At 57.5% G+C, this 22,282-nt stretch carries 25 protein-coding genes, 1 other RNA gene and 1 pseudogene; 13 read left to right on the top strand and 14 right to left on the bottom strand.

Annotation, left to right across the window (positions count from 1 at the left end; genetic code table 11):
• Window positions 1-10 precede the first annotated feature (10 nt).
• From AC2FIP_RS06805 to AC2FIP_RS06780, 6 genes and pseudogenes are all read right to left on the bottom strand, one after another.
• Complete coding sequence (locus AC2FIP_RS06805) at window positions 11-502, bottom strand: cytochrome b (RefSeq protein ID WP_496701985.1); 492 nt, start codon at window positions 500-502, stop codon at window positions 11-13.
• Between the two features lie 65 nt (window positions 503-567).
• On the bottom strand, window positions 568-1,716 hold the full coding sequence (locus AC2FIP_RS06800) for an SPFH domain-containing protein (RefSeq protein ID WP_281994943.1): 1,149 nt from the start codon (window positions 1,714-1,716) through the stop codon (window positions 568-570).
• Between the two features lie 22 nt (window positions 1,717-1,738).
• Window positions 1,739-2,743 carry a DUF2927 domain-containing protein gene (locus AC2FIP_RS06795; RefSeq protein WP_496706628.1) on the bottom strand — a complete coding sequence of 335 codons (1,005 nt, stop codon included), beginning with the start codon at window positions 2,741-2,743 and terminating at the stop codon, window positions 1,739-1,741.
• Complete coding sequence (locus AC2FIP_RS06790; protein ID WP_496785649.1) at window positions 2,712-3,902, bottom strand: toxic anion resistance protein; 1,191 nt, start codon at window positions 3,900-3,902, stop codon at window positions 2,712-2,714. The genes AC2FIP_RS06795 and AC2FIP_RS06790 overlap by 32 nt, the downstream gene beginning before the upstream one ends.
• Window positions 3,903-3,933: 31 nt before the next feature.
• Window positions 3,934-4,848, bottom strand: coding sequence for a 5-bromo-4-chloroindolyl phosphate hydrolysis family protein (locus AC2FIP_RS06785; protein WP_496750253.1), 915 nt, complete (start codon window positions 4,846-4,848; stop codon window positions 3,934-3,936).
• 177 nt (window positions 4,849-5,025) lie between these two features.
• Window positions 5,026-5,832 (bottom strand): annotated as a pseudogene (locus AC2FIP_RS06780) (pseudouridine synthase); the annotation flags it as partial.
• A 61-nt stretch (window positions 5,833-5,893) separates the two neighbouring features.
• On the opposite strand from AC2FIP_RS06780, the gene AC2FIP_RS06775 reads away from it, so the two are divergent.
• Complete coding sequence (locus AC2FIP_RS06775; RefSeq protein ID WP_496694761.1) at window positions 5,894-6,349, top strand: nucleoside deaminase; 456 nt, start codon at window positions 5,894-5,896, stop codon at window positions 6,347-6,349.
• 25 nt (window positions 6,350-6,374) lie between these two features.
• Here the strand turns inward: AC2FIP_RS06775 and AC2FIP_RS06770 are convergent, their stop codons facing one another.
• Both AC2FIP_RS06770 and AC2FIP_RS06765 read right to left on the bottom strand, forming a co-directional pair.
• Complete coding sequence (locus AC2FIP_RS06770) at window positions 6,375-7,352, bottom strand: nuclear transport factor 2 family protein (RefSeq protein WP_496785646.1); 978 nt, start codon at window positions 7,350-7,352, stop codon at window positions 6,375-6,377.
• Window positions 7,353-7,359: 7 nt separating this feature from the next.
• Window positions 7,360-8,052: a metal-dependent hydrolase gene (locus AC2FIP_RS06765; RefSeq protein WP_496710118.1), complete on the bottom strand. Its 693-nt coding sequence runs from the start codon at window positions 8,050-8,052 to the stop codon at window positions 7,360-7,362.
• Window positions 8,053-8,110: 58 nt separating this feature from the next.
• On the opposite strand from AC2FIP_RS06765, the gene AC2FIP_RS06760 reads away from it, so the two are divergent.
• Window positions 8,111-8,767 (top strand): ceramidase domain-containing protein, encoded by a 657-nt coding sequence (locus AC2FIP_RS06760; RefSeq protein WP_496694765.1) that lies wholly within the window; start codon window positions 8,111-8,113, stop codon window positions 8,765-8,767.
• Here the strand turns inward: AC2FIP_RS06760 and AC2FIP_RS06755 are convergent.
• On the bottom strand, window positions 8,758-9,321 hold the full coding sequence (locus AC2FIP_RS06755) for a DUF4202 domain-containing protein (protein ID WP_496785644.1): 564 nt from the start codon (window positions 9,319-9,321) through the stop codon (window positions 8,758-8,760). The genes AC2FIP_RS06760 and AC2FIP_RS06755 overlap by 10 nt on opposite strands.
• Before the next feature lie 137 nt (window positions 9,322-9,458).
• Window positions 9,459-9,617: a hypothetical protein gene (locus AC2FIP_RS06750; RefSeq protein ID WP_496677714.1), complete on the bottom strand. Its 159-nt coding sequence runs from the start codon at window positions 9,615-9,617 to the stop codon at window positions 9,459-9,461.
• Between the two features lie 227 nt (window positions 9,618-9,844).
• Here AC2FIP_RS06750 and gatC point away from each other — a divergent pair, with 227 nt between their 5' ends.
• From gatC to AC2FIP_RS06715, 7 genes are all read left to right on the top strand, one after another.
• Window positions 9,845-10,132 carry an Asp-tRNA(Asn)/Glu-tRNA(Gln) amidotransferase subunit GatC gene (gene gatC / locus AC2FIP_RS06745; RefSeq protein WP_170562049.1) on the top strand — a complete coding sequence of 96 codons (288 nt, stop codon included), beginning with the start codon at window positions 9,845-9,847 and terminating at the stop codon, window positions 10,130-10,132.
• A 3-nt stretch (window positions 10,133-10,135) separates the two neighbouring features.
• On the top strand, window positions 10,136-11,623 hold the full coding sequence (gene gatA / locus AC2FIP_RS06740) for an Asp-tRNA(Asn)/Glu-tRNA(Gln) amidotransferase subunit GatA (protein WP_496694767.1): 1,488 nt from the start codon (window positions 10,136-10,138) through the stop codon (window positions 11,621-11,623).
• A gap of 38 nt (window positions 11,624-11,661) precedes the next feature.
• A complete protein-coding gene (locus AC2FIP_RS06735) occupies window positions 11,662-12,354 on the top strand; it encodes a hypothetical protein (protein WP_496785643.1) in 693 nt (230 codons plus the stop codon).
• Window positions 12,305-13,060, top strand: coding sequence for an N-acetylmuramoyl-L-alanine amidase (locus AC2FIP_RS06730; RefSeq protein ID WP_496785811.1), 756 nt, complete (start codon window positions 12,305-12,307; stop codon window positions 13,058-13,060). The genes AC2FIP_RS06735 and AC2FIP_RS06730 overlap by 50 nt, the downstream gene beginning before the upstream one ends.
• A 12-nt stretch (window positions 13,061-13,072) precedes the next feature.
• Window positions 13,073-13,464, top strand: an RNA gene (rnpB, locus tag AC2FIP_RS06725) — RNase P RNA component class A.
• 281 nt (window positions 13,465-13,745) lie between these two features.
• A complete protein-coding gene (rpmG, locus tag AC2FIP_RS06720; RefSeq protein WP_007799108.1) occupies window positions 13,746-13,913 on the top strand; it encodes a 50S ribosomal protein L33 in 168 nt (55 codons plus the stop codon).
• Window positions 13,914-14,141: 228 nt separating this feature from the next.
• Complete coding sequence (locus AC2FIP_RS06715) at window positions 14,142-14,648, top strand: hypothetical protein (protein ID WP_185956682.1); 507 nt, start codon at window positions 14,142-14,144, stop codon at window positions 14,646-14,648.
• A gap of 157 nt (window positions 14,649-14,805) precedes the next feature.
• On the opposite strand, the gene AC2FIP_RS06710 is transcribed toward AC2FIP_RS06715, so the two are convergent.
• Window positions 14,806-15,582 carry a Bax inhibitor-1/YccA family protein gene (locus AC2FIP_RS06710; protein WP_496690953.1) on the bottom strand — a complete coding sequence of 259 codons (777 nt, stop codon included), beginning with the start codon at window positions 15,580-15,582 and terminating at the stop codon, window positions 14,806-14,808.
• A 181-nt stretch (window positions 15,583-15,763) separates the two neighbouring features.
• On the bottom strand, window positions 15,764-15,973 hold the full coding sequence (locus AC2FIP_RS06705; protein WP_496690952.1) for a DUF1127 domain-containing protein: 210 nt from the start codon (window positions 15,971-15,973) through the stop codon (window positions 15,764-15,766).
• 125 nt (window positions 15,974-16,098) lie between these two features.
• Here AC2FIP_RS06705 and AC2FIP_RS06700 point away from each other — a divergent pair, with 125 nt between their 5' ends.
• Window positions 16,099-16,980, top strand: a complete 882-nt coding sequence (locus AC2FIP_RS06700; RefSeq protein ID WP_142636745.1) for a LysR family transcriptional regulator — start codon at window positions 16,099-16,101, stop codon at window positions 16,978-16,980.
• A 7-nt stretch (window positions 16,981-16,987) separates the two neighbouring features.
• Here the strand turns inward: AC2FIP_RS06700 and AC2FIP_RS06695 are convergent, their stop codons facing one another.
• Window positions 16,988-17,944, bottom strand: a complete 957-nt coding sequence (locus AC2FIP_RS06695; RefSeq protein ID WP_496785641.1) for an NADPH:quinone oxidoreductase family protein — start codon at window positions 17,942-17,944, stop codon at window positions 16,988-16,990.
• Between the two features lie 339 nt (window positions 17,945-18,283).
• Between AC2FIP_RS06695 and AC2FIP_RS06690 the strand changes: the two genes are divergently transcribed.
• From AC2FIP_RS06690 to AC2FIP_RS06680, 3 genes are all read left to right on the top strand, one after another.
• On the top strand, window positions 18,284-18,655 hold the full coding sequence (locus AC2FIP_RS06690; RefSeq protein ID WP_142636749.1) for a helix-turn-helix domain-containing protein: 372 nt from the start codon (window positions 18,284-18,286) through the stop codon (window positions 18,653-18,655).
• A gap of 44 nt (window positions 18,656-18,699) precedes the next feature.
• Window positions 18,700-19,491: a histidinol-phosphatase gene (gene hisN / locus AC2FIP_RS06685; RefSeq protein ID WP_496785640.1), complete on the top strand. Its 792-nt coding sequence runs from the start codon at window positions 18,700-18,702 to the stop codon at window positions 19,489-19,491.
• A 114-nt stretch (window positions 19,492-19,605) separates the two neighbouring features.
• Entirely contained in the window at window positions 19,606-20,940 is a 1,335-nt protein-coding gene (locus tag AC2FIP_RS06680; RefSeq protein WP_496785639.1) for an 8-oxoguanine deaminase, read from the top strand.
• On the opposite strand, the gene guaD is transcribed toward AC2FIP_RS06680, so the two are convergent.
• Complete coding sequence (guaD, locus tag AC2FIP_RS06675) at window positions 20,937-22,226, bottom strand: guanine deaminase (RefSeq protein WP_496785810.1); 1,290 nt, start codon at window positions 22,224-22,226, stop codon at window positions 20,937-20,939. The genes AC2FIP_RS06680 and guaD overlap by 4 nt on opposite strands.
• Window positions 22,227-22,282 lie beyond the last annotated feature (56 nt).

Raw genomic sequence — 22,282 nt, 5'->3', positions numbered from 1 at the left:
CGAATTTGCGTTATCGGCCAGAGGACAGGCGCATCCGGTTCAGCACCCCGTCCCGTTTGATGAAATGATGCCAGATGGCAAAGGCAGCGTGACCTAATGCGACGAACAACAGGGCATTGCCCACGGTTTCGTGGACCTCACCAGCAACATGGATTCCCCCGAACCAGGCCAGCATACCAAAGATCGGAACGGCGACCATCAGCGCATACAGCAACAGATGTCCCAAATTTGCTGCAGTCGCCATCAGGGCCGAGCTCTCCTCAACCGGGGCAGGCGCGCCCTGTCGCCACCGAAGAAGGATGCGGACCAGGATCAGCGCAAAGACGATGCAGCCAAGCCAGACATGAGGGGTGGCGCCTTCTGTCCAGACCGTGTTGCCCTCGAGCCGGGCGTGCAGGGCGCGTCCCATGCCATCGCTGCTGATCCATTCGCCGATGATGATCACAGCGATCAGCCAGTGCAATACGATTTGGGGCTTTGAGTAGCGGTCCAAAGTAGACATTCGTTTGCTCTTTCAGAGAAGTTGCGGATACGCGTTAAACGTTGCTGCCTAAGCTTTCCGTCACTTCAGGCTCCGGGCGGGGGTGGCGGCAGGATCGTGAACAACTGCGCCAGTTCCTGTACCTCACCCGCCTTTTTCCAGCCGTCCTGACCGGCGGTCCAGACATGGGTGTCTCGGGTGATCTCTCCGTCTGTCGCCATGCGGCCCATCTTGGCCTTGGAAAATGGCCCGCTGGTTTGCCCGTCAACGGCGATATGCCAGACATGTTCCACTGGCGGTGGCGGCGGAGGCGCCGTATGCGCCGCAGGTTGCTGGGCAGCGGGGGCAGAACCGCCCCACGGACCGCTCGGCTGACCCGCTGCCATGTTCGACATCTGCTGTGCCATGGCCATGCCCATTCCCATGCCAAGGCCAGCGCCCATGCCACCGCCCTGACCGGGATTGTTGGCCGCGGCTGTCATCGCCTCAGCGGCTGAATACTGGGTGAATTTACCCAGATCACCAGCCAGCCCCATCGATGTCCGCTTGTCCAGCGCCGCTTCAACTGCGGGTGGCAGTGAGATGTTCTCGATATAAAATTCAGGCATCTCCAGCCCGTACCCGTCCAACACCGGGGTCACTTCTGCCGCGATCAGCTTGCCCAGATCGGCTGTATTGGCGGCCATGTCCAGAACCGGAATGCCTGATCCTGCAATGACCCGGCTGAATTCCTGAACGATGATATTGCGCACCTGAAAGCTGATCTCGTCCATCGTGAACTCACCATCGGTACCGACGATTTCGATCATGAATTTTGCTGGGTCTTTGACCCGGGTTGTATAAGTACCGAAAGCGCGAATGCGGGTCGGTCCGAATTCCGGATCGCGCAGCATGATCGGATTCTTGGTGCCCCATTTGAGGTCATTGAAGCGAGTCGTGTTGACGAAATAAATCTCGGATTTGAACGGAGACTGAAAGCCATGGTCCCAATGCTGCAGTGTCGTCAGGATCGGCATATTGTTGGTCTCAAGCATATAGAGACCGGGAGTGAAAACATCCGCCAGCTGCCCCTCATGCACGAAAACGGCCGCCTGGCCTTCGCGCACGGTCAGTTTGGCACCGTATTTGATCGCATGGCCCTCGCGTTCGAACCGCCAGACCATCGTATCGCGGGTGTCGTCGACCCAGTGGATGACGTCGATGAACTCGCCGGTCAGAAAATCGAAAATACCCATTTGGGGTCTCCTTATCTTGGGCTCACAGCTGCTGGCCCATCAGTTCGCGCGCAATGATCCGCACCACGGGACGCGCGTCTTCGACAGCCACGCCAGGCTCAAGACGCGGGTCATAGAGCATTGTCAGTAATTTCTCGTCATGGCTGGTCAGCAGCGCAAATTCATCGTCATCATTAAAGATGGATGGTCGCGCAGCGTTGCTGTCATTGGAGAGTCCCAGCCCCTGCGCCATTTCTTCGTGGATGCAACTGCGCCGCAGCATATCAGGCAATTCAGCACGGATCAGCACCACCGCCCGAACAAACCGGTGCAGGGACCGGTTGGTCGGAGACGCGATGACAAAACAGTCAATATTTGAACGCGGGTTTGCAACCAGGTCAAGCAATGGCTGATCGATGCCAGGCACAAGCTGTTTCAGGCGGGAGACCACGTATGCACTGTCATCCTTTCCCGCGAAAAAGACATGGAAATTTGCCTTGCGGGTAACGACAGACATCGGATGACCAGTCACTTTGGACAGCCGCGCGGTAAAGATCTCGACCTGTTCGGCATCCTTTGCCCGCATTTCGGGGGACACAGACGGGGCGAATTCTGTCTGAACACGGATGGGGGTGGACCATCGGCTAAGCTGGCCCTCGGTCGAATATGTGGTCGCGGTGACGGCGTGATCTGGATACTCGTTGAAAAAGGCAATCGCCTCGAAATTGCGCTCCAGATCGCTGGCATCATAGGGAGTGTCCGGCCCGCCGCCATCGCTGCGCAGCATACCACGCGTCAGCAGGTCACGTTCTACCCGCTGATAGAACCGCGCCAGATCCTGACTGGCCGCAGATGGAGGTACATAGGCATTAGGGGCAGGCGCTGGGGGGGCTACGGGGCGCGGTTGAGGGGCAACCGAAGACGTCAGGGCCTCGTCGCAGTTGGCCAGCGCCAGCAATGCGACCAGACCCAATACGGGCTTCAGATATCCCTGTGACCGCACCTTCAATCCACCATCAGCCCGGAACAGCTGTTCCGGCGTTGTCACCGATACCGTCCTTGCGCGCTTTGGCTGCGGCCAAAGTGTCGCGCAGTTCGGTTTCCATCTTCTGCAGCTCTTGCTCGGCAGCGGCGCGTTTGGCCTTGCCTTCATCCGCAATCTCCAGGCTTTCATTGATGGTTCCGATCAGATCGGCATTGGCCTGTTTTACGGCCTCGATATCAAAGACACCGCGCTCCATTTCCTTACGGATCACCTTGTTCGACTCGCGCAGGTTGGCGGCATTCGCGGTCAGAAGGTCGTTGGTTAGGTCATTCGCATCGCGCACGGCGGCGGCGGCCTCGGCGCTGCGCTGAATGGTGACGGCTTGTGCCAGCTGGGTTTCCCAGAGCGGCACGGTGTTCACCAGGGTCGAGTTGATCTTGGTCACCAGGGATTTGTCATTTTCCTGAACCAGACGGATCGAGGGCAGCGACTGCATGGTGACCTGTCGCGTCAGCTTCAGATCATGCACCCGGCGTTCCAGATCATCGCGCGCAGCACGCAAATCGCGCAGCTCCTGCGCTTTCATCACCTGATCCTCTTCGGGCGCGGCCTGAACCTCGGCCTCTTTCTGAGGAATGTCCTGGCTGTCCAGTTCGTTCAACTTCTCTTCGCCCGCAGCGATGTAAAGCGCCAGCTCATCATAAAAGCCCAAGGTTTTTTCATACAGGATGTCCAGGGACTTGATGTCCTTCAACAGCGTATGTTCATGCGAAAGCAAGTCATCCGTGATCCGGTCGATCTGGCCTTGAACCTGTTCGTATTGGGCGGTGAACTTGGCGAACGGGGCGGCCTTGCCCAACAGTTTTTCCCACCAGCTACGCTCGCGCCGCACGTCAAGTTCGCTGACCGAGAAACCACGGATCGTGGTCACGATATTACGCAGGCTGTCACCTGCCGGACCGACATCCTTGTTGCGTACATCCGCCAGCATCGCCTGGCTGATTTCCTGCAACTCGGCCTGCGCACCCGAGCCGAAGGACACGATGGAATTCGTGTTCCCCATGTCGATCTCGCCCATGCGTTTACGAATTTCAGCACCTACAGGCTCGTCGGCCTCTTTCAGAAGGACAATTTCCGCCGTGGGGTCGGGCAGGGCGACGGCGGTCACTTCCTGTACCAGCGTTTCGGCTTCGACTGCCTTGTTCTTTACTTCCTCGGACATGGGGTAATCCTCTCTGTATACTTTGGGCCGGTCAGTCCAACCGAACGCCTTCGCGCTGCAACCGTTCGCGCAGCACGTCAATTTCAACCGTCAGATCGCTGCGGTCATCCAATAGCATCTTACGGGTCCTGGCAGAGAAATTCTGTTCCAGGTCATCCAGTAGAGACGAGTAATCCTGCAGTGACTGCGCATCACGTGTTCTGGCATAAACATCCGAGAACTTGACCGTCGCGTCACGGGCCCCCTGCAGATAGACGGTCAGGTATTTTCTTGCTCCGGCCAGATCGCGCGGGTCTTCTTCGACGGTGCGAAACAAATCGCGGGCAGTTTCCTGAAATCGCTCGACCCGCGCTTCGATCCGGCGGTCCCCAGCACGTTTGATGGCGTCGGTCATTTCGGTCAGATGCGCCTCAGCGTCTTCGACTACCCGTGCGACACGGTCCTGCTGAAAGGTATCGATGCCTTCCATGCCTTTGTCTGACATAGGGTCCAGGCCGAAGGAAACGGAATGCAACACAGCAGCGGCGGTGCCGAATAAAACTGGGGCGATGAGGCTGGCGTCAGACACGGTTGCCGCATCGAGAAACTCGGATCGGTATGAGGCCAACCCGGCCCCAAGGCCGGTCAGAACGCTGGAAAATATCTTGCGGGGAATGGCCGGGCGCCGGGCTGTGCGCCGTGCGTTATAGGCCGCCTCTGCCCGCAATCCTTCGCGCAGCAGAAAGGCCGCCCCGGTCAGCAAACCAGCGGCAACAAGTCCAATGGTCATCCCGATCGCACCGTCGTTCAGCGACAGAAACACCAATGGAACAGCCGGGATAAACAGGATATTAGCTCGCGCGCCAGCCGGTTCTACGCGCGCGCCATCAAACTGACCGCGCGCCGGTTGATCTGTCGACGAATCTGAGTCGTTTGGGCTGTATTTGCCGCCAAAGCGTTTGGCCATGTGCTTACAGCCCTCCCAGTAACCCGGTGCAGACGCCGAACAACAGAACCAACAAGGCCACGTAAGCCAGTTTTTGTACTCCGGACCCGGACATGATGCTCCCTGAGTTTCTCTTTGCGGAAAACTTAGGGGATGCGCGGCCCCGGCGCTAGGGGGAAGGTTGCCTAACCCTTATCATTTGCGAGATTTCTTGCCGATCGGAGGCCGTTTGCGCTGTGGTCGTGCAGGGCGTTTGGCCGGAGCCTCTGGCTCAGCCTCAAGACCAAGCTGATCACGCATGACCCGGCGGCGAATTTCCTCGACCTCTCCGGGTTTCAGTTTGCCCAACTGAAACGGGCCGTACGAGACGCGCAGCAACCGGTTCACGGCAAAGCCGATATCCTCGATCGCGCGGCGGATTTCGCGGTTTTTACCTTCGCGCAGGCCAATGGTCAGCCAGGCGTTTGCGCCCTGTTGCCGATCGAGTGTTACGTCCATCGGTTGGAACCGTTCACCCTCGATCACCAGCCCCTTTCGGAGCGGCGCGAAATCCTCGTCTTTTGGACGCCCGTTTACACGGACGCGGTATCTGCGCAGCCATCCGGTGGCAGGCAGTTCCAGCTTGCGCTTGATGCCGCCATCATTTGTCAGCAACAGCAACCCTTCCGAGTTCAGGTCAAGCCGCCCGACACTCATGACGCGGGGCATGTCCTCGGGCAGTTTGTCGAAGATCGTCGCGCGGCCTTTTTCGTCCTTCGTCGTCGTAACCAGACCGGGTGGCTTGTGGTACAGCCAAAGACGTGACGGTTCCGGCTCGGAGACCGGTTTACCGTCGACGGTGATCTTGTCTTTGGCGGTAACGTTCAGCGCGGGGCTGTCGATGGTCTTGCCGTTCACAACCACACGACCTGCTTCGATCATGCGTTCCGCTTCCCGGCGCGAGGCGACGCCAGCGCGGGCAAGGACTTTGGCGATCCGGTCGCCTGGAGGAGGGGTATTAGTCATTTGCAGCCCATAGCGCATCCCGCCGCCTTGCGAAAGGCAGGTTTCTGATGCAGTCAGAGGCATGGAGTTCAAATCGTACATGGATATCGCGCTTGAGCAGGCGCGCGAAGCCGGTGAACGCGGCGAAGTTCCGGTAGGGGCTGCTATCGTGCTGGGCGACCGGGTTGTCGCCGTGGCAGGCAATCAGACACGCGAGTTGAACGACCCAACCGCACATGCCGAGATACTGGCCCTGCGCGCCGCCTGTGCTGCGACCGGATCGGAACGCCTGATTGACCACGACCTCTATGTCACACTGGAACCCTGCGCGATGTGCGCCGCGGCTTTGGCCGCCGCTCGTGTTCGGCGGATCTATTACGGGGCCTCTGACCCCAAATCGGGTGGGGTAGCTCACGGGGCGCGGGTGTTTTCCCATCCACAGTCGCACCATAAACCCGAAGTGTTTGACGGTATTGCCGCCAAGGATTGCGAAGCCCTGCTGCGCGAATTCTTCACCAAAAAGAGAACCGGTAAATAATCTGGGTTGGGACCGGCCTGCGGTGCTAGGGTTTGGCCCAGTCCACGCGATAGACCGTCTGTGGCCCACCGAACCCCTTTAGTTGAGCCGAAATCGCAGCGCTGAACTGCAGCCCGGCGATCTCGCCCAGCAGCAATCGGGTAACGTCGGTGACAAGAATTTCATTCGCGCCACAAAGGCCAGTCACCCGTGCGGCCTTATTGACCACCGATCCAAAGAAATCCTCGTCCCGCTGAATGACATCGCCGGTATGAATGCCAACCCGAAGACCCAAGGGTATATCCGACTGTAGGGCCGCATTTTCCCTTTGGAATTCGGTCGCCGCTTGGATCGCGTCGTGGACAGAGGAGAAGATCGACATCGTGCCATCCCCAAGTGATTTGACCAGTCGGCCGCCATGGGTGTGAATTAGATTTTCAGCCAGATCGAAATGGCTGGATATGAGCGCGGTCCATTTGTGATCTCCGACCTGACGCGTGATTTCAGAAGAACCCGCGATATCAGTAAACATGACCGAAGCCGCGCCCTCTTGTTGATCCTGAGTGAATTCCTGCCGAGCTGCCGCGATCAATGCGTTCAGCGCTTCATGCTCGATCCCGATTTTCTCCATGTTCGAAGTCGGGTTGGAGACATGCATTTGGATCATCTTCCAGACACCGTTTTCCAGATGCAATACAAAGGTGAACCTATGGAGCGCGGCTTTGCCGTTTGATGTGAATGCAAGTGTTGCTTCGCAATGGGCCCATCCTATGTCACCGCATTCAAACGCCTCGAGCGAATGTTCGTCCCAGCTGAAATCCGGAATTTCGCGGGTGTGGTCGGCAAAGCCCTGGCGGAACACCTGTCCGGACCAGCTTTCGCCATCTGCCGACCCCTGATACCGCAGATGTTCAGATGACGAGAGCAGGTTCATCAGCGCGGCGCGATCCTTGAGGCGAACCGCATCATTCCAGCGCCGTATGACGGCGACCAGTTCTGGAGAGGGTGTTACCGCGTTACTCATCAAGCGGCTACAGCTTGATGGCTTGCATCAGCTGCGGTTCGATCACCTCGACACCCGGCAAACCGTCCGCCAGCACCTGCGCGGATTGTTCCAGAATCGGGAAGGTCTTGTAATGGCAGGGAATCACGGTTTTGAAATTGAAATAGCGCTTTGCAGCATAGGCGGCGCCTTTCATGTCCATGGTAAAGTGGCCCCCTGCGGACAGGATACCAATATCGGGATTATAGTAATCCCCCATCCAGTCCATATCGGCCATGATATCGGTGTCGCCCGAAACATAGAGCATGTGCCCCTCGGATGAGATCATGAAACCGACCTCGCTGCCGCCGGTGCGCAGCCCGTCTGGGGTCGAAAATGTCGAGCTGTGCGAGGCGGGTACCATCGAGACCATAACACCGTTCAGGTTGACCGTGCCGCCTTTGTTGAAGCCGACTGTTTCCAGACCTTCGGCTTCGCTCCAGTACCCCATCAGGTCATACTGACCGACCACGGGGACGTTCAGATGTTTGGCCAATGAGACAACGTCAACAACATGATCGAAATGCGTGTGTGTCAGCAGGATATGTGTCGCGCCTTCCAAAGCAGCGTCATGCTGATCTTCAGGCAAAACGGGGTTGCCGGTCAGCCAAGGGTCGATCAGCAGAACCTGTCCTGCTGTTTCAATGCGAAAGCTGCCATGCCCAAGCCAGATGATATTCATGAAAAGCACTCCCAAATGAACTGTTGGCTGCAGACTAGCATCGGGTATGTAAAATTTCATGGATTGGTTTCGGGAAATTGACAGTTATTGCGAGCGTTTATCGCCTGCCTATTGGGCAGAGCCGATAAATGCGGTTACGAATGCCGCCTTTTTGATTGCGGCTTTCATTATGTGGCGGCGGGTGCGCGGGCCGGGGATGCCATTGGCAAAAATGCTTGTGGTTATCCTGGTAGGCATCGGAATTGGCAGTTATTTGTTTCACACCCATGCACAGGTCTGGTCCGCGTTGGCGGATACTGCACCCATCCTGCTTTTTATTCTGACCTATATATTTGCAATGAATCGCGACGTCTGGCAGTTGCGCCCGCTTTACGCGGGGATCGGCGCGGCCCTGTTTGTGCCATATGCCGCTTTGACGATTCCGGTGTTCCAACTGATTCCGGTTTTGGGCGGATCGGCCGCCTATGCTCCGGTGCCGCTATTGATCCTGATTTACGCCGTCCTGTTGTCGAAACGCCTGCCTGATACCGCCCGCGGGCTGGCGACCGGCGCAGTGATCCTGATCGTGTCGATTACCTTTCGCGCTTTGGACGCTCCGATTTGCACGCAGTTCCCGACTGGCACGCATTTTCTGTGGCACATCCTGAACGCCACGATGTTGGGCTGGATGATCGAGGTCTACCGCAGGCACCTAAGCCGTGCGTCTCAGGCCTGAAACGCAGCAGCCAGTTCTGCGGGCAGGTCAAATTCGGCCAGAACCCTGGTGCGTGCATCGGATGACATCTTACGCGCGGTTTTCTCGACAATGCTGAGGATTTTTTCCTGCGAGTGCTTTGCGGCGAAGGGAGCGAAATACCATCTGAGGAACACAAAACAGGCCACATCTTCCAGCGCCTGCACCTCGTTGTCACGTTTGATACCCTGCTTACGCACCATGCGTCCGGCGTCTTGGATTTCGTTTTCTTCAAATCCGCACTGCTTCATCAAGGTCATGACGGTTTGCGCATGGTGTTCGCCCTGCGCCTTGCGCCAAGCCAGATACCCGGCGCGCCCTTCGGGATATTCACTTCGGGCCAGCTTCCAGCGTTCAACATGTTGCCCGCGTGCGGCGATCTCAAGCGAGTTCGATGCATCGGGAAAAAGCCTGGCCAGTTCAGCGCTCATGCGTTGTCCGTAAAGCAACGCTGCAGGTTGGCCGTTCTCTAAGGTTGGATCTTGGGTGTTGGCTGCGTCGATTGCGTCCAGGACTGCCTGTTTTCGCGCGCTCATTCTATGCTCCGTGGGCTTGCCGGAAATCCGGCGGTGTGTTCGGACGCATCGTAGCGAGTCGGCAAATCAAACGCAGCAGTCAAATGCGAAATTCCGGGTCGGAGAGGGGGGGATCCGACCCGGACGAAGTTGTGGTGTCAGTTACCCAGCTTCGTTTTGTCCTGCGTAACTGGTTCGGAAACCTGATCGGGGAAAGACAGGTCGCGGGTTAGCGAACCCATGGTGGGTCCGAATGCCTGAGCTTGCGCAGCAAGAACAGTAGTGGCCAACACAAATGCGGTCATGAGCGTTTTCATCATCTTACTCCAGTTAGTGGCTGTGCCATGCTGTAAGAAGTGAACGGCGCAGTTCACTTTTTCAAGGCGGATTCTGAACTAATTGGTTTACTTTTGTGCATAGGCGCTATGCATTTTTGTATGGCTAAGCCACCTCCTTGCATAGAAGGGGCAGAACAACCGCCTGCTACCCTTGCGACCGAGGCATCAGACAGGTAAATGCCCCCTGACGCATATGAGGTTTTCCGATGTCAATTGACCAAAGCACCGCCGCAAAGGTGGCCAAACTGGCCCGGATCAAGGTCGAGGATGACGCGCTGCCTGCGCTGGCATCCGAGTTCAACACCATTCTTGGGTTCATCGAACAGTTGAATGAAGTGGATGTCGACGGTGTCGAGCCGATGGTTTCGGTCGAACCGATGCGCCTGAAGCGCCGCGAGGATGTGGTCACCGACGGCAGCCAGCAGGACAAGGTTCTGGCCAATGCCCCCGACGCACGCGAGGGTTTCTTCGCAGTCCCCAAAGTGGTGGAGTAAGACATGAGCGAACTGAACAAACTGGGCCTGGCCGAGGCCCGCGACGCGCTGCGTGCCGGTGATGTCACCTCGGTTGAACTTACCGAAGCCTGCTTGACCGCCATTGATGCCGCCGATGCGCTGAACGCTTTTGTCCACAAAACGCCAGAGCTTGCGCTGGAACGCGCCAAGGCTGCGGATACGCGGATCAAAGCAGGGGATGCCCCGTCGATGTGCGGTCTGCCGATCGGCATCAAGGATCTGTTCTGCACCAAGGGCGTGCCCTCGCAGGCGGCCTCGAAGATTCTGGAAGGCTTCAAGCCAGAATATGAATCCACCGTTTCGCAGCAACTGGCCGACGCCGGTGCCGTGATGCTGGGCAAGCTGAACATGGATGAATTCGCCATGGGCAGCAGCAACGAAACTTCGGTCTATGGCAATGCGGTTAGCCCGTGGCGCCGTGGCAATGACGACGCACAGCTGACACCGGGCGGGTCCTCCGGCGGATCGGCTTCGGCGGTGTCGGCTGATCTGTGTCTGGCCGCCACTGGCACCGATACTGGCGGCTCGATCCGTCAACCAGCGGCTTTTGTCGGGATTACTGGCATCAAGCCGACCTACGGCCGGTGTTCGCGCTGGGGCATCGTGGCCTTTGCATCCTCACTGGATCAGGCCGGGCCGATGACCAAGAATGTCCGCGATGCGGCGATCATGCTGGAAACCATGTGCGGTCATGACCCCAAGGATTCCACCAGCGCCGAGTTGGCCGTCCCGAATTTCGAGGCCATGCTGACCGGCGACATCAAGGGCAAGAAGATCGGTATCCCAAAGGAATACCGGATGGACGGCATGCCCGCCGAGATCGAAAAACTCTGGGCAGATGGCGCCGCGATGCTGAAAGACGCAGGGGCCGAGATCGTCGACATCTCGCTGCCGCATACCAAATACGCGCTGCCCGCCTATTACGTGATTGCGCCTGCCGAGGCGTCCTCGAACCTGGCGCGCTATGATGGTGTCCGCTATGGCCGCCGCGCGCAGTTGGGGCAGGGCGACGGCATCACAGAGATGTACGAAAAGACCCGCGCCGAAGGCTTCGGGCACGAGGTGCAGCGCCGGGTGATGGTCGGGACATATGTTCTGTCAGCGGGTTTCTATGACGCCTATTACAACCGCGCCCGCAAGGTCCGCACGTTGATCAAGAAAGATTTCGAGGACGTTTTCGCCGCCGGTGTTGACGCCATCCTGACCCCGGCCACGCCTTCGGCGTCGTTCGGTTTGGGCGAAATGACCGAGGCGGATCCGGTTCAGATGTATCTGAACGACGTCTTTACCGTGACGGTCAACCTTGCTGGTTTGCCGGGCATTTCGGTTCCTGCAGGTCTTGATTCTCAGGGTTTGCCGCTTGGTCTGCAGCTGATTGGCCGTCCATGGGACGAAGGCGATTTGCTGAACACAGCCTATGCGCTGGAAAGCGCTGCGGGCTTTGTGGCCAAGCCGGGGAAATGGTGGTAATCCTCGATCAACAAGACAACGTAGAACGGAGCAGCTGGATGCGCTTTTCGATTCTGATCCCCGCAATCGGGTTGATGGCCGCCTGTAACACGGTGGCCCCGGTTCAGGGTACAGGGTTCAACACCCCGACTTATCAGGCGCAAAGAGAAGCTGAGCTGGCAGGGCAGGGCGGCACTGGAAGCCCTCTGCCGGAACCCTATGAGGTCTCGCAACAACCTCTGGGGTCGTCCACATCGGGCGCGGATGGTGCTGATCTGGCTTCGGCCACTGCCGCCGCGCTTGCAAGCACCTCGACGCAGGCGACCGCAACTTCAGCATCGGTGCCGACTGCCAGCAACAGCGGCATCTCTGACGAACAGGATTTTGCTGCGGTTTCTGAGCGTCGCAGTATCGAAACCGATGCTGCTCGAATCGAACAGAACAGCCAAACCTATGAGGTTGTCGCCCCAACCGCGGTTCCGCAACGCGGAGCGGATGGTCAGCCAAACATCGTCCAATACGCGCTGAGCACATCCAATCCGGTCGGTGCCCAGCTTTACAGCCGTGCGGGGTTCAACCTGCAGGCCAAAGCACAGCGGAATTGCGCGAAATTCCCATCGGCGGACCAGGCGCAGATCGAGTTCCTGTCAAATGGCGGTCCCCAGAAGGACCGCAAGGGGCTTGACCCTGATGGCGATGGATATGCTTGCGGCTGGGATCCCAGCCCGTTCCGCAGTGCCGTCAACAACTGATCCAAAGCCCATCTGGCATCCTTCACCCAATTTCGGAGACCGCCGAGATGGGTTGGTGCCGTCATTGATCGTTTTGCACTATACCGCAATGGACAGCGCGCAGGCTGCGCTGGATCGCTTGTGTGACCCGGCCTTCGAAGTCTCTGCGCATTACCTGATCGGTTCCGATGGCACGCTTTGGCAAATGGTACGCGAAGAGGACCGGGCCTGGCACGCCGGGGCAGGGGAGTGGCGCGGGCGAACCGATATCAATTCGCGTTCGATTGGGATAGAGCTGGATAACACTGGGCTGGTTCCGTTTTCGGAGCCGCAAATGGCTGCTTTGGAGAACTTGTTATCGGATATTCAAGACCGTCTGGGAATCCAACCATGGAATGTTATCGGCCATTCGGATTTGGCCCCCCAGCGAAAACTTGATCCTGGTTCCAAGTTCGATTGGGATCGCCTTGCGCATCTTGGGTTGGCCGTAGGGCCTACTGTCCTCAAGGGTATTTGCCTGGATCAAATGCCTCCAGATGAGAAACACTTCGCATTTATTGCGATGAGAGTAGGCTATCCAGAGGCCAGCACCGAGGATTTACTGAAAGCGTTCAGAAGCCGGTTTTCTCCGGTGCGGCGCGGCCCGCTTTCCAAGGAGGATATGGGTGATATCGAAAGATTGGCAGGGTTCATGGAACATCTTGACGGTATCCGAGCGGAAGTTTAGTCGGGTCTTTGCGCGGAGGGCCGGATGGCCGCTGGGGCGTAAGCCCGAGAGGAAAGTCCGGACTCCACAAGACAACGGTGCCGGGTAACGCCCGGGCGGGGCAACCCGACGGAAAGCGCCACAGAAATCAGACCGCCATGCGTGCATGGTAAGGGTGAAACGGTGGGGTAAGAGCCCACCGCGCCCCTGGCAACAGGGGTGGCACGGCAAGCCCCACCGGGAGCAATGCCAAATAGGGTCCCCACGCGGGCAGGTCGGCGTCCGCCGATACCGCCGCTAAGTGCGTCTTGGCCGAGAGGGACCGGGTTGGCAGCTTGAGCCGTGCAGCAATGCACGGCCTAGAGGAATGGTCATCGAAGGGGGCAACCCTGGAACAAGATCCGGCTTACAGGCCCTCCGCGCGTTAATATTGCTAAGACGAATCGCGTTGTTCCACAGGTGGGTCACGGCTGGAGTCATCCTTTGATACAGGTCTTGCTGTAGCTGCTGAGCTGGCATCCCTTGTGGCCGAAATGGCTGCGTTAAGGTCTGCGATAAGCTGGGTGCAGGGACGATCTTGTGTTTTGATGAAATCTGCGCCGATCTACCCGAATTCAGGTTGACTCGGCTGCATGACCGGGTAAAAGCGCACGCTCATAGGAATTCAACCGAAAGGCCCCTGCCTTTTCGGACGCAGGAGATAACCATGGCGAAGCCGACGACAATCAAGATCCGTCTGAACTCGACCGCGGGCACGGGCCACTTCTATGTGACCAAAAAGAACGCGCGCACCATGACCGAGAAAATGACCGTTCGTAAATACGACCCGGTCGTTCGGAAGCATGTCGAGTACAAGGAAGGCAAGATCAAGTAATCTGCCGTCCTGCTTGGACAGAATGACAAGGGTCCTGTTTCGACAGGGCCTTTTTCGTTTGCGCGACGATGTTTCATACCTGAATCTATCGGCTCAAGGCAGCCGGAGCGCGCTTGGAGGCCGTTGCAGCGAAGCATCAGCAGCCGAGGCATTCGTTTGCCCGCTGGGTTGCTTTTTGGAATGTATTGCAACTACGCTTGAGCTAACCGTTCCAAAATGTTGGCCGTCATGAAAAAAATCTTGTTATCCACAGCAACTATTCTGGCTCTCGCAGCCTGTGAAGACCCCTATAACCGCGAGGGTGTTGGCTTTACGGGCATTGATGGTGAGCCGCGGAGCATCAGCGAAGTGCCGGGTGCGGCGGCGTTTGTTCCAGAGTCCACCAATGTTCCGGCAGAGTTGGCAGAACTGCCCCCGGTCCGAGTTTCAACGGACGAGACCGATCCGGGTAAAATTGCACGTGTTGCAATAGAAAATGGCGCGCGCAGCGATACCAGCGCAGTAGTCGTTTCCGGCTCAGATACAAACCTGTTCCTGAGCACTGTTGAGGTGAACGGAACGCTTTTCGGCGTCGTGCGTACCGAAAATAGCCGCACCAGGGTTCCAAATACGATTGGTGCTAACTTTGGTACTGGCGCTGAACAATTCACTGGCTGCTTGCCTGTCGGCGACGTTTATCGCAAAGGTTCAGAAAAGCGCAGTTCCGGATTTGCTGTTCAGTTGAACTGCAGCTAGATTCATATTACTGTGGAATTGAAGGGCCTCTCATCGTCAGGATGAGAGGCCTTTTTTGTTGCGGCATTCGAGCCTAAAGCCAGTGCGCTAACCAGAAAGAACAAAGGCGGACCAATCGGCCCGCCTTTGACGTTTTCAAAATGGTTGGTGGTCCGGACTATTCACGGCTTCCAAACAACTGCAGCAGGAACATGAACATGTTGATAAAGTCCAGATACAGGCTCAGCGCGCCCATGATGGCTGCTTTGCCCAGCCATTCCTGATCGCCGGTATGTGCCATCTGCAAGTAGGTGGTTTTGATCTTCTGGGTGTCATAGGCGGTCAGACCGGCGAAGATCAGAACACCCAGAACCGAAATCGCGAACGTCATTGCAGACGAGGCCAGGAAGATGTTCACGACCGAGGCAACGATCAGCCCGATCACACCCATGATCAGGAAGGTGCCCATTGCGGACAGGTCTTTCTTGGTCGTGTAGCCGTACAGGGAAAGCCCCGCGAAAGCGATTGAGGTGATCAGGAAAACCTGAATGATCGACTCGCCGGTGAAGACCAGGAAAATCCAGCTGATCGAAACGCCCATGACTGCGGCAAACAGGTAGAACACTGTTTGTGCCGTTGCAGCCGACAGGCGGTTGATGCTGGCGCTGAAGCCAAAGACAAAGGCCAGCGGGGCAAACATGATGACCCAGCGCAACGGCGAGGCGAACAGCGAATACCCAAGCGACGTCAGATATTTGTCAGAGCTCAGCTGTGCCGCAGCCGCCGAAGGGTCGGTTGTGGTCGCTAGGCCAGCTATGGCCCAGGCCGCTGCAAATGTAATCAGCATGCCCACGGACATTGTGCCGTAGACTTTGTTCATATGGGCGCGCAGGCCCTCGTCAATCTGGGCAGCGCGCGTACCGGTCGCCGTCCGGATCGTGTCAAATTGTGCCATTAAAAGGTCTCCCTCCACATATTCTTTTTGCGTCCTGATGTCAGGCCGCGCTCCTCGCAAATATCGGCAAGTGCGGGCTGTGTTTCAAGGGTTTAACGCGGGAAACAGGCTAAAACACGCAACAAAAATGGCGGCTTCGAGGTGTCAGCCGCCATTCAGTGGTAAAAGTAGTGGATTAGGTTCATTTTTGCCAGAATTCCGGAGCATCCCATATGCGGCGTTTTGCTTCGGCTTCGGCCTCTTCACGGGAAATACCGATATCGAGAAGGGCGCGGTCGTCCAATCTGGCGAGCTGACAGCGTTGGCGCCGTAGCGATAGTGCATCCAGAACAGAAGTGAGCTTAAAGCGCTGCCGTGGTTTGCAATATGTTGAAGCTGTGATTTGCGTCATAGCCTTGTCCTTTCGGTTTTGCTGATGTGTTGTGCCTATTGCATCAACTTCCTTGATTTATATGGAGGGCTGTGACACATTTTGAAAATGAATATTATTGAACACATCCATAAGGAATCGTGAAGATGCGAAATTTGGACATCACCACTCTCCGCTCCTTTGTGGCAGTTGCCGATCAGGGTGGCGTGACGCGGGCAGCCGGTTTCCTGCACCTGACACAATCTGCCGTATCGATGCAGCTAAAGCGGTTGGAGGAGCTTTTAGGTCTGGAGCTGCTGGACCGAAGTGGCAGAACCATCGCGCTGACAGCGTCGGGCGAACAGCTTTTGGCCTATGCCAGACGCATGATCTCGTTGAATGACGAGGTGATGTCCAAGCTGACGGATCAGGCCTATGAGGGCGAGGTCGTTCTTGGTGTGCCGCATGATATCGTCTATCCGGCGATCCCCCGGGTGCTGCAGCGATTCAACGCGGATTTCCCACGCGTCCGTGTGCAGCTTATCTCCTCCTATTCGCTGCAACTGAAGGATATGTTTAAGCGCGGAGACTGCGATTTGATCCTAACGACCGAGGCGACAGTGGGGCAAGGGGCCGAGACGATTGCCGAGCTTCCTTTGCGCTGGATTGGTGCGCCGGGCGGGTCTGCCTGGCGAAAACGCCCCATTCCGCTAGCGCTTGGGCGTCGGTGTCTGTTCAGGCCGCAGGTCATTGCTGCGCTGGACGCGGCTGGAATTCCCTGGGAGCTTTCGGTGGAAACCGAAAATGACCGTACTATCGAGGCAACCGTCAGCGCCGATTTGGCGGTTCATGCCATGCTCGAAGGGACAGAGGCCGCACATCTTGCCCAGATCGATTCGGGTGGCGTCCTGCCCGAGCTTCCTGCGCATATGATAAATCTGTATGGCGGCGAAACTGGCCGCGGAGCCGTGGTTGAGGCGTTGGCGACGCTGGTGCGCCAGAACTTTCGTTTGCTTGGGGGGGTGCCGCTCAAAGCCGTTGTCGGTTGATCATCCCTCAGGGGGTTATGACGACTTTCCCGGTGGCCGTCCTGTCGCGCAGCATGGCCAGTCCGCGTTCGGCTTCGGACAGGGGCAGAACATGGCTGATATGGGGTTTGATGCGGCCCTCGCTATGCCAGCGAAACAGCGTTTCAAAGCTGTCCGTCACAATCTGAGGTCGAAACTTCAAGTAGCCTCCGATGTAGAGCCCGATGACTGTCAGGTTCTTGACCAGTAGGTGGTTGGCCGGAATTTGCGGCACCTCACCGCCCGCAAAGCCAATGGGCAAGATGCGACCTTCGGGGTTGGTCGCGCGAAAGGCGGCTTTAAACACATCGCCGCCGATCGCGTCATATACGACATCCGCGCCTCCTAATGCCTGGACACGGGCGCGGAGATCTTCGGATGCGTCGATCAGATGATCGGCCCCGGCCCTCTGTGCCACCTTGAGTTTCTCACTACCGCGCGCCTGCGCAATAACCGTGGCGCCCATAAGCTTGCCGATCTCTACCGCCGTCAGGCCGACGCCACCTGCCGCACCGGTCACCAGCAGGGTTTCGCCGGGCCTGAGCCGCGCACGATGATCCAAAGCAATATGGCTGGTGCCATATGTGATCTGAATTGCGGCGGCGTCTTCAAAGCTCATAGAGTCAGGGATTGCGATTGCACGATCGGCGTCGAACACTCCGAATTCAGCAAGGCCGCCCTGGCCGGAATAGACAGCGACGCGGTCACCCGGGTTCAGGTGGCGTACATTGTTTCCAATTTCTCGAACAATCCCTGCGACTTCCATGCCCAAGGAAAAGGGCGCCACCGGGGTGTCCTGATACGTCCCCTTCTGCATAAGGAGATCCGCAAAATTCAAACCGCAGGCTTTGATTTGAATGCAGACCTGGCTGTCGCCGGGTTCTGGCGGGTCAATATTGCAAAGCTGGGCCTTGGCCCCGTTGGTCTGGATATGAAACGCCAGCATGATTTGGCTCCGTCTTTTCGGGCATAGGTCAGTGCTGTCGTGGTCTTGTCAATCTGTTACCCTGCTGAAGACCCCGTTAATCCGGTGTTGATCGGGTGATTGTTTCCAGATTGGAAGCAACGTGTGCGCGGTATTCACAACACAACTATAAACCATTGTTTGTGGAATCAGATTCAACCTTCTTGAAAAAAGCGCCAAAAAACGTAATAGTGCGCTATGGTGCTGATTTGGGGGGCATGTTCCAAATTAGGGAGTGGTTAAGTCGGGCTCGCTAATGTTGCGGTAACAAAGCATGTTGCGCACCCGTTTCAGTTGTGTGTGTAAGGGAGGATAGTACCAATGACCCATCACGTCGATGTCCATGTGGGCAAACGCGTCAGGCATCGCCGCTGGCTGATTGGCATGACCCAACAGCAGTTGGCACAGCAAGTTGGTATCAAGTTTCAGCAAATCCAGAAATATGAAACCGGTGCCAATCGAATCAGCGCGTCTCGTCTTTGGGACATTGCCGAGGCATTGGATGTTCCCGTCAGTTTCTTCTTTGAAGGCCTGGAAGAGGTCGAGAAAGGAAGCTCGGATAAGAAATCGGTTCCTGCAGACCTTATGGGCGACAAAGAGGCCCTGGATCTCGTCCGCTCTTACTATGCCATACCGGAAAACCAGCGTCGCCGCTTGTTCGAGCTTGCGCGCGTTCTGAGTGATGTTGCCTGATTTCGCGGGTTGACTCTGATCCTGACGGAACGCACGGGTAGCGTATGGATAAGATGTCGCTGAGTGATCTTGAAGTAGCTGAAGAAATGGCCGACGCGGCGCGTGCGGCCATTCTTCCTTTTTTCAGGCAGTCTAATCTTGAGACTTCGAATAAGCTGGATCAGGGATTTGATCCGGTCACTGTCGCCGACCGCGCAGCTGAAAAAGCTATGCGCGCGGTTTTGGCCCGACATCGGCCCCAAGATGGAATCTTTGGCGAGGAATATGGGCAGCACGAGGGGCAAAGTGGCCGAACCTGGGTTCTGGATCCGATCGACGGCACCCGAGGGTTTATCAGCGGGACACCGACATGGGGGGTTCTGATTGCGCTTAGCACGCAGGACGGGCCAATCATGGGGATCATCGACCAGCCGTATATCGGGGAACGCTTCATCGGCTCGGCGGATATCGCGCGAAGCCATGGTCCTACGGGCGATATGTCCCTGAAGACCCGTTCAACACTTTCTCTGGACCAGGCAATTCTGTTCACGACCTTCCCCGAGGTCGGCGCGTCGGAAGATCGTGCCGGGTTTGAGGCTGTGTCACAGCACGTACGCCTGACCCGCTATGGGATGGATTGCTATGCTTATGCTCTGCTTGCAGCGGGTCAGGTGGATTTGGTGATCGAAGCAGGTCTGAACGCCTATGACATTCAGGCGCCAATCGCCGTGATTCATGCGGCTGGCGGTATCGTCACAGACTGGCAAGGCGGCCCCGCCCATAATGGCGGTCGGGCTCTGGCGGCGGCAAACCCGCAGATCCACGCGGCGGCGCTGGAAATTCTGCGCAACTTCTGAAAACTGTTGCGGCGACCCGGCGAGCGGATTAGCCTTAATCCGGCTGGTTCTTGTGCCCGTTTTCCGCCAGCTTTTGCACTCCATGCATGAAACGGGCGATGCAAGGAGAGCACGATGACCGATATCCTCATCAAAAATGCAGACACGATCCTGACCATGGATGACCAGCGCCGTGAGCTTTCTGGCGCGGATATTCTGATCCGAGATGGACAGATTGAACAGATCGGCCATGGGTTGCAGGCGAGCGCTGAGATCCATGATGCAAGCGGATGTGTGGTTACGCCCGGCCTCGTGAACACGCACCACCATCTGTACCAGACCCTGACCCGCGCCGTTCCTGGCGGGCAGGATGCGCTTTTGTTCGGATGGCTGAAAACGCTCTATCCGATCTGGTCGCGATTTGGCCCCGAAGAGATGTTCGTATCCGCCCAGATCGGTTTAGCCGAGCTGGCGTTGACGGGATGCACGCTCAGTTCCGACCACTTATATTTATATCCGAACGGTGCGCGTCTGGATGACACTATTGCTGCGGCTGCCGAGGTTGGCCTGCGGTTCCACCCAACACGCGGCGCCATGAGTATTGGTGAAAGTGATGGTGGCTTGCCGCCGGATTCACTGGTCGAAGCCGAAGCAGATATTCTCGACGACATGATGCGTGTGGTCGACGCGTTTCACGACCCGTCAGAGGGTGCAATGTGCCGGGTCGGGTTGGCACCTTGCTCGCCGTTCTCTGTCAGTCGTGACTTGATGCGTGACACGGCCATTCTGGCCCGTGACAAAGGCGTAATGCTGCACACACATCTGGCCGAAAATGACGAGGATATCGCCTATTCTCAGGAACAATTCGGGTGCCGTCCTGGTCAATATGCCGAGGATTTGGGATGGACCGGGTCAGACGTTTGGCACGCCCATTGCGTGAAACTGGACGGGGCAGAGATTGATCTATTTGCCCGGTCCCGGACTGGCGTGGCCCACTGTCCCTGTTCGAACTGCCGGTTGGGCTCGGGGATAGCACCGGTAAGGTCGATGCGAGATAGTGGCGTGCCTGTGGGTCTTGGCGTCGATGGGTCGGCCAGCAATGACAGCGGCAATCTGATCCTCGAGGCGCGGCAGGCCATGTTGTTGCAGCGTGTCGCCAGCGGTGCCGATGCCATGTCCTCTCGCGAGGCGCTTGAAATTGCCACGCGGGGTGGGGCGGATGTCTTGAACCGACCTGATTGCGGCCGTCTGGCTGTCGGAAAGCGTGCCGATATAGCCATTTGGGATACGCGCGGCATCGAAAGCGCGGGCAGTTGGGATCCGGCAGCCCTGTTGCTTGCCGGTCCGGCGAGGGTAAAGCACCTGTTTGTCGAAGGCCGTCAGATCGTGCGGGACGGGCAGATCGCAACGCTGGATCTGCCCCGGGTGATTGAACGGCAGAACCGATTGGCCCTTGCCTTGCAATCCTAGGTCCTGACAGGTTGACCTGCGATCCAAACCTCGGCAATCGCCCTGTCATCGCCCATCATGATGGTGGGAAAGAGGGCCTCCCACAGGTCATCGGCGCAGGCCTCGCGCTGAGCTATGGCCGGGGTGGAGGCGAGATCGAGCACGATCAGGTCGGCCTCCATTCCCGGGGCGATATTGCCGATGCTGTCATCCAGCCTCAGCGTTCGGGCCGACCCTACGGTGCCCAGCCACAGCAGTTGCGCGGCGTGCAGCGGCGTTCCGCGCAGTTGTCCGATCTCATAGGCCGATGCCATCGTGCGCAGCATCGAGAAACTTGAACCGCCACCAGTATCCGTTGCCAGACCAACTCGGTGTCCGTCGCGCATCAACCCTGCCATGTCGAACAGGCCTGACCCGATAAAGGTGTTAGAGGTCGGACAATGGATCAACGCAGCGTTGACCTCACGCAGTCGGTCGCGTTCACGTGCCTCAAGGTGGATGACGTGGCCATACAGGCCGTTGGGGCCCAGCAGGCCGAACTTTTCATAGGTGTCCAGATAATCGCGGGCGTCGGGAAACAGCTCGCGTACCCAGGCAATTTCATCAGTCTGTTCGCTGAGATGGGTTTGCATCAGGCAATGGGGATGCTCTGCCCATAATGCGCCCATGGCCTCTAGCTGTTCGGGTGTGGAGGTGGGTGAGAAACGCGGCGTAATCGCATAGGACAGGCGGTCGATCCCGTGCCATTTCTCAAGCAAAGTCTGGGATTGGTCATAGGCAGTTTGCACGGTATCTCTCAGGCCATCGGGTGCGTTGCGATCCATGCAGGTTTTGCCCGCAACCACACGTTGACCGCGTTGTTTGGCCGCAAGGAAAAAGGCATCAACACTTTCGGGATGGATGGTGCAATAGCTGCACATCGTGGTGGTGCCGTGTGCCGCTGTCAGGTCCAGATACCGGTTGGCAATCTCAGAGGCATAGGCTGCATCCCCGAATTTCATCTCTTCGGGGAAGGTATAGGTGTTCAGCCAGTCGATCAGGCGTTTGCCCCAACTGGCGATCATGGCGGTCTGCGGATAATGCACATGCGCATCAACAAATCCTGCAAGGATCACGTGCTGACCATGATCCACGACTTTTGCCTCGGGGTGGGCATTGTTCAGACTGTCGGCATCCGATACGCTGGAAATCCGACCGTTTTCGATCAGAACCGCTTCGCTGATTTTCACAGCCTTGGTCGGTTCGCCCTCGAACGGGGTGCCAGTGAAACTCAGGACACGCCCTTTCAGCAGCGTTTTTTGCGCCATACTCATTCATCTCCGCCTGTCTGGGACTGCGAAACAGCATAGGGGCAGGAAAGTTG

The organism is Ruegeria sp. CDSB114 (genome assembly GCF_059611025.1).
Note: the sequence above shows the minus strand (reverse complement) of the source record. Positions and strands in the feature narration are given on the sequence as shown.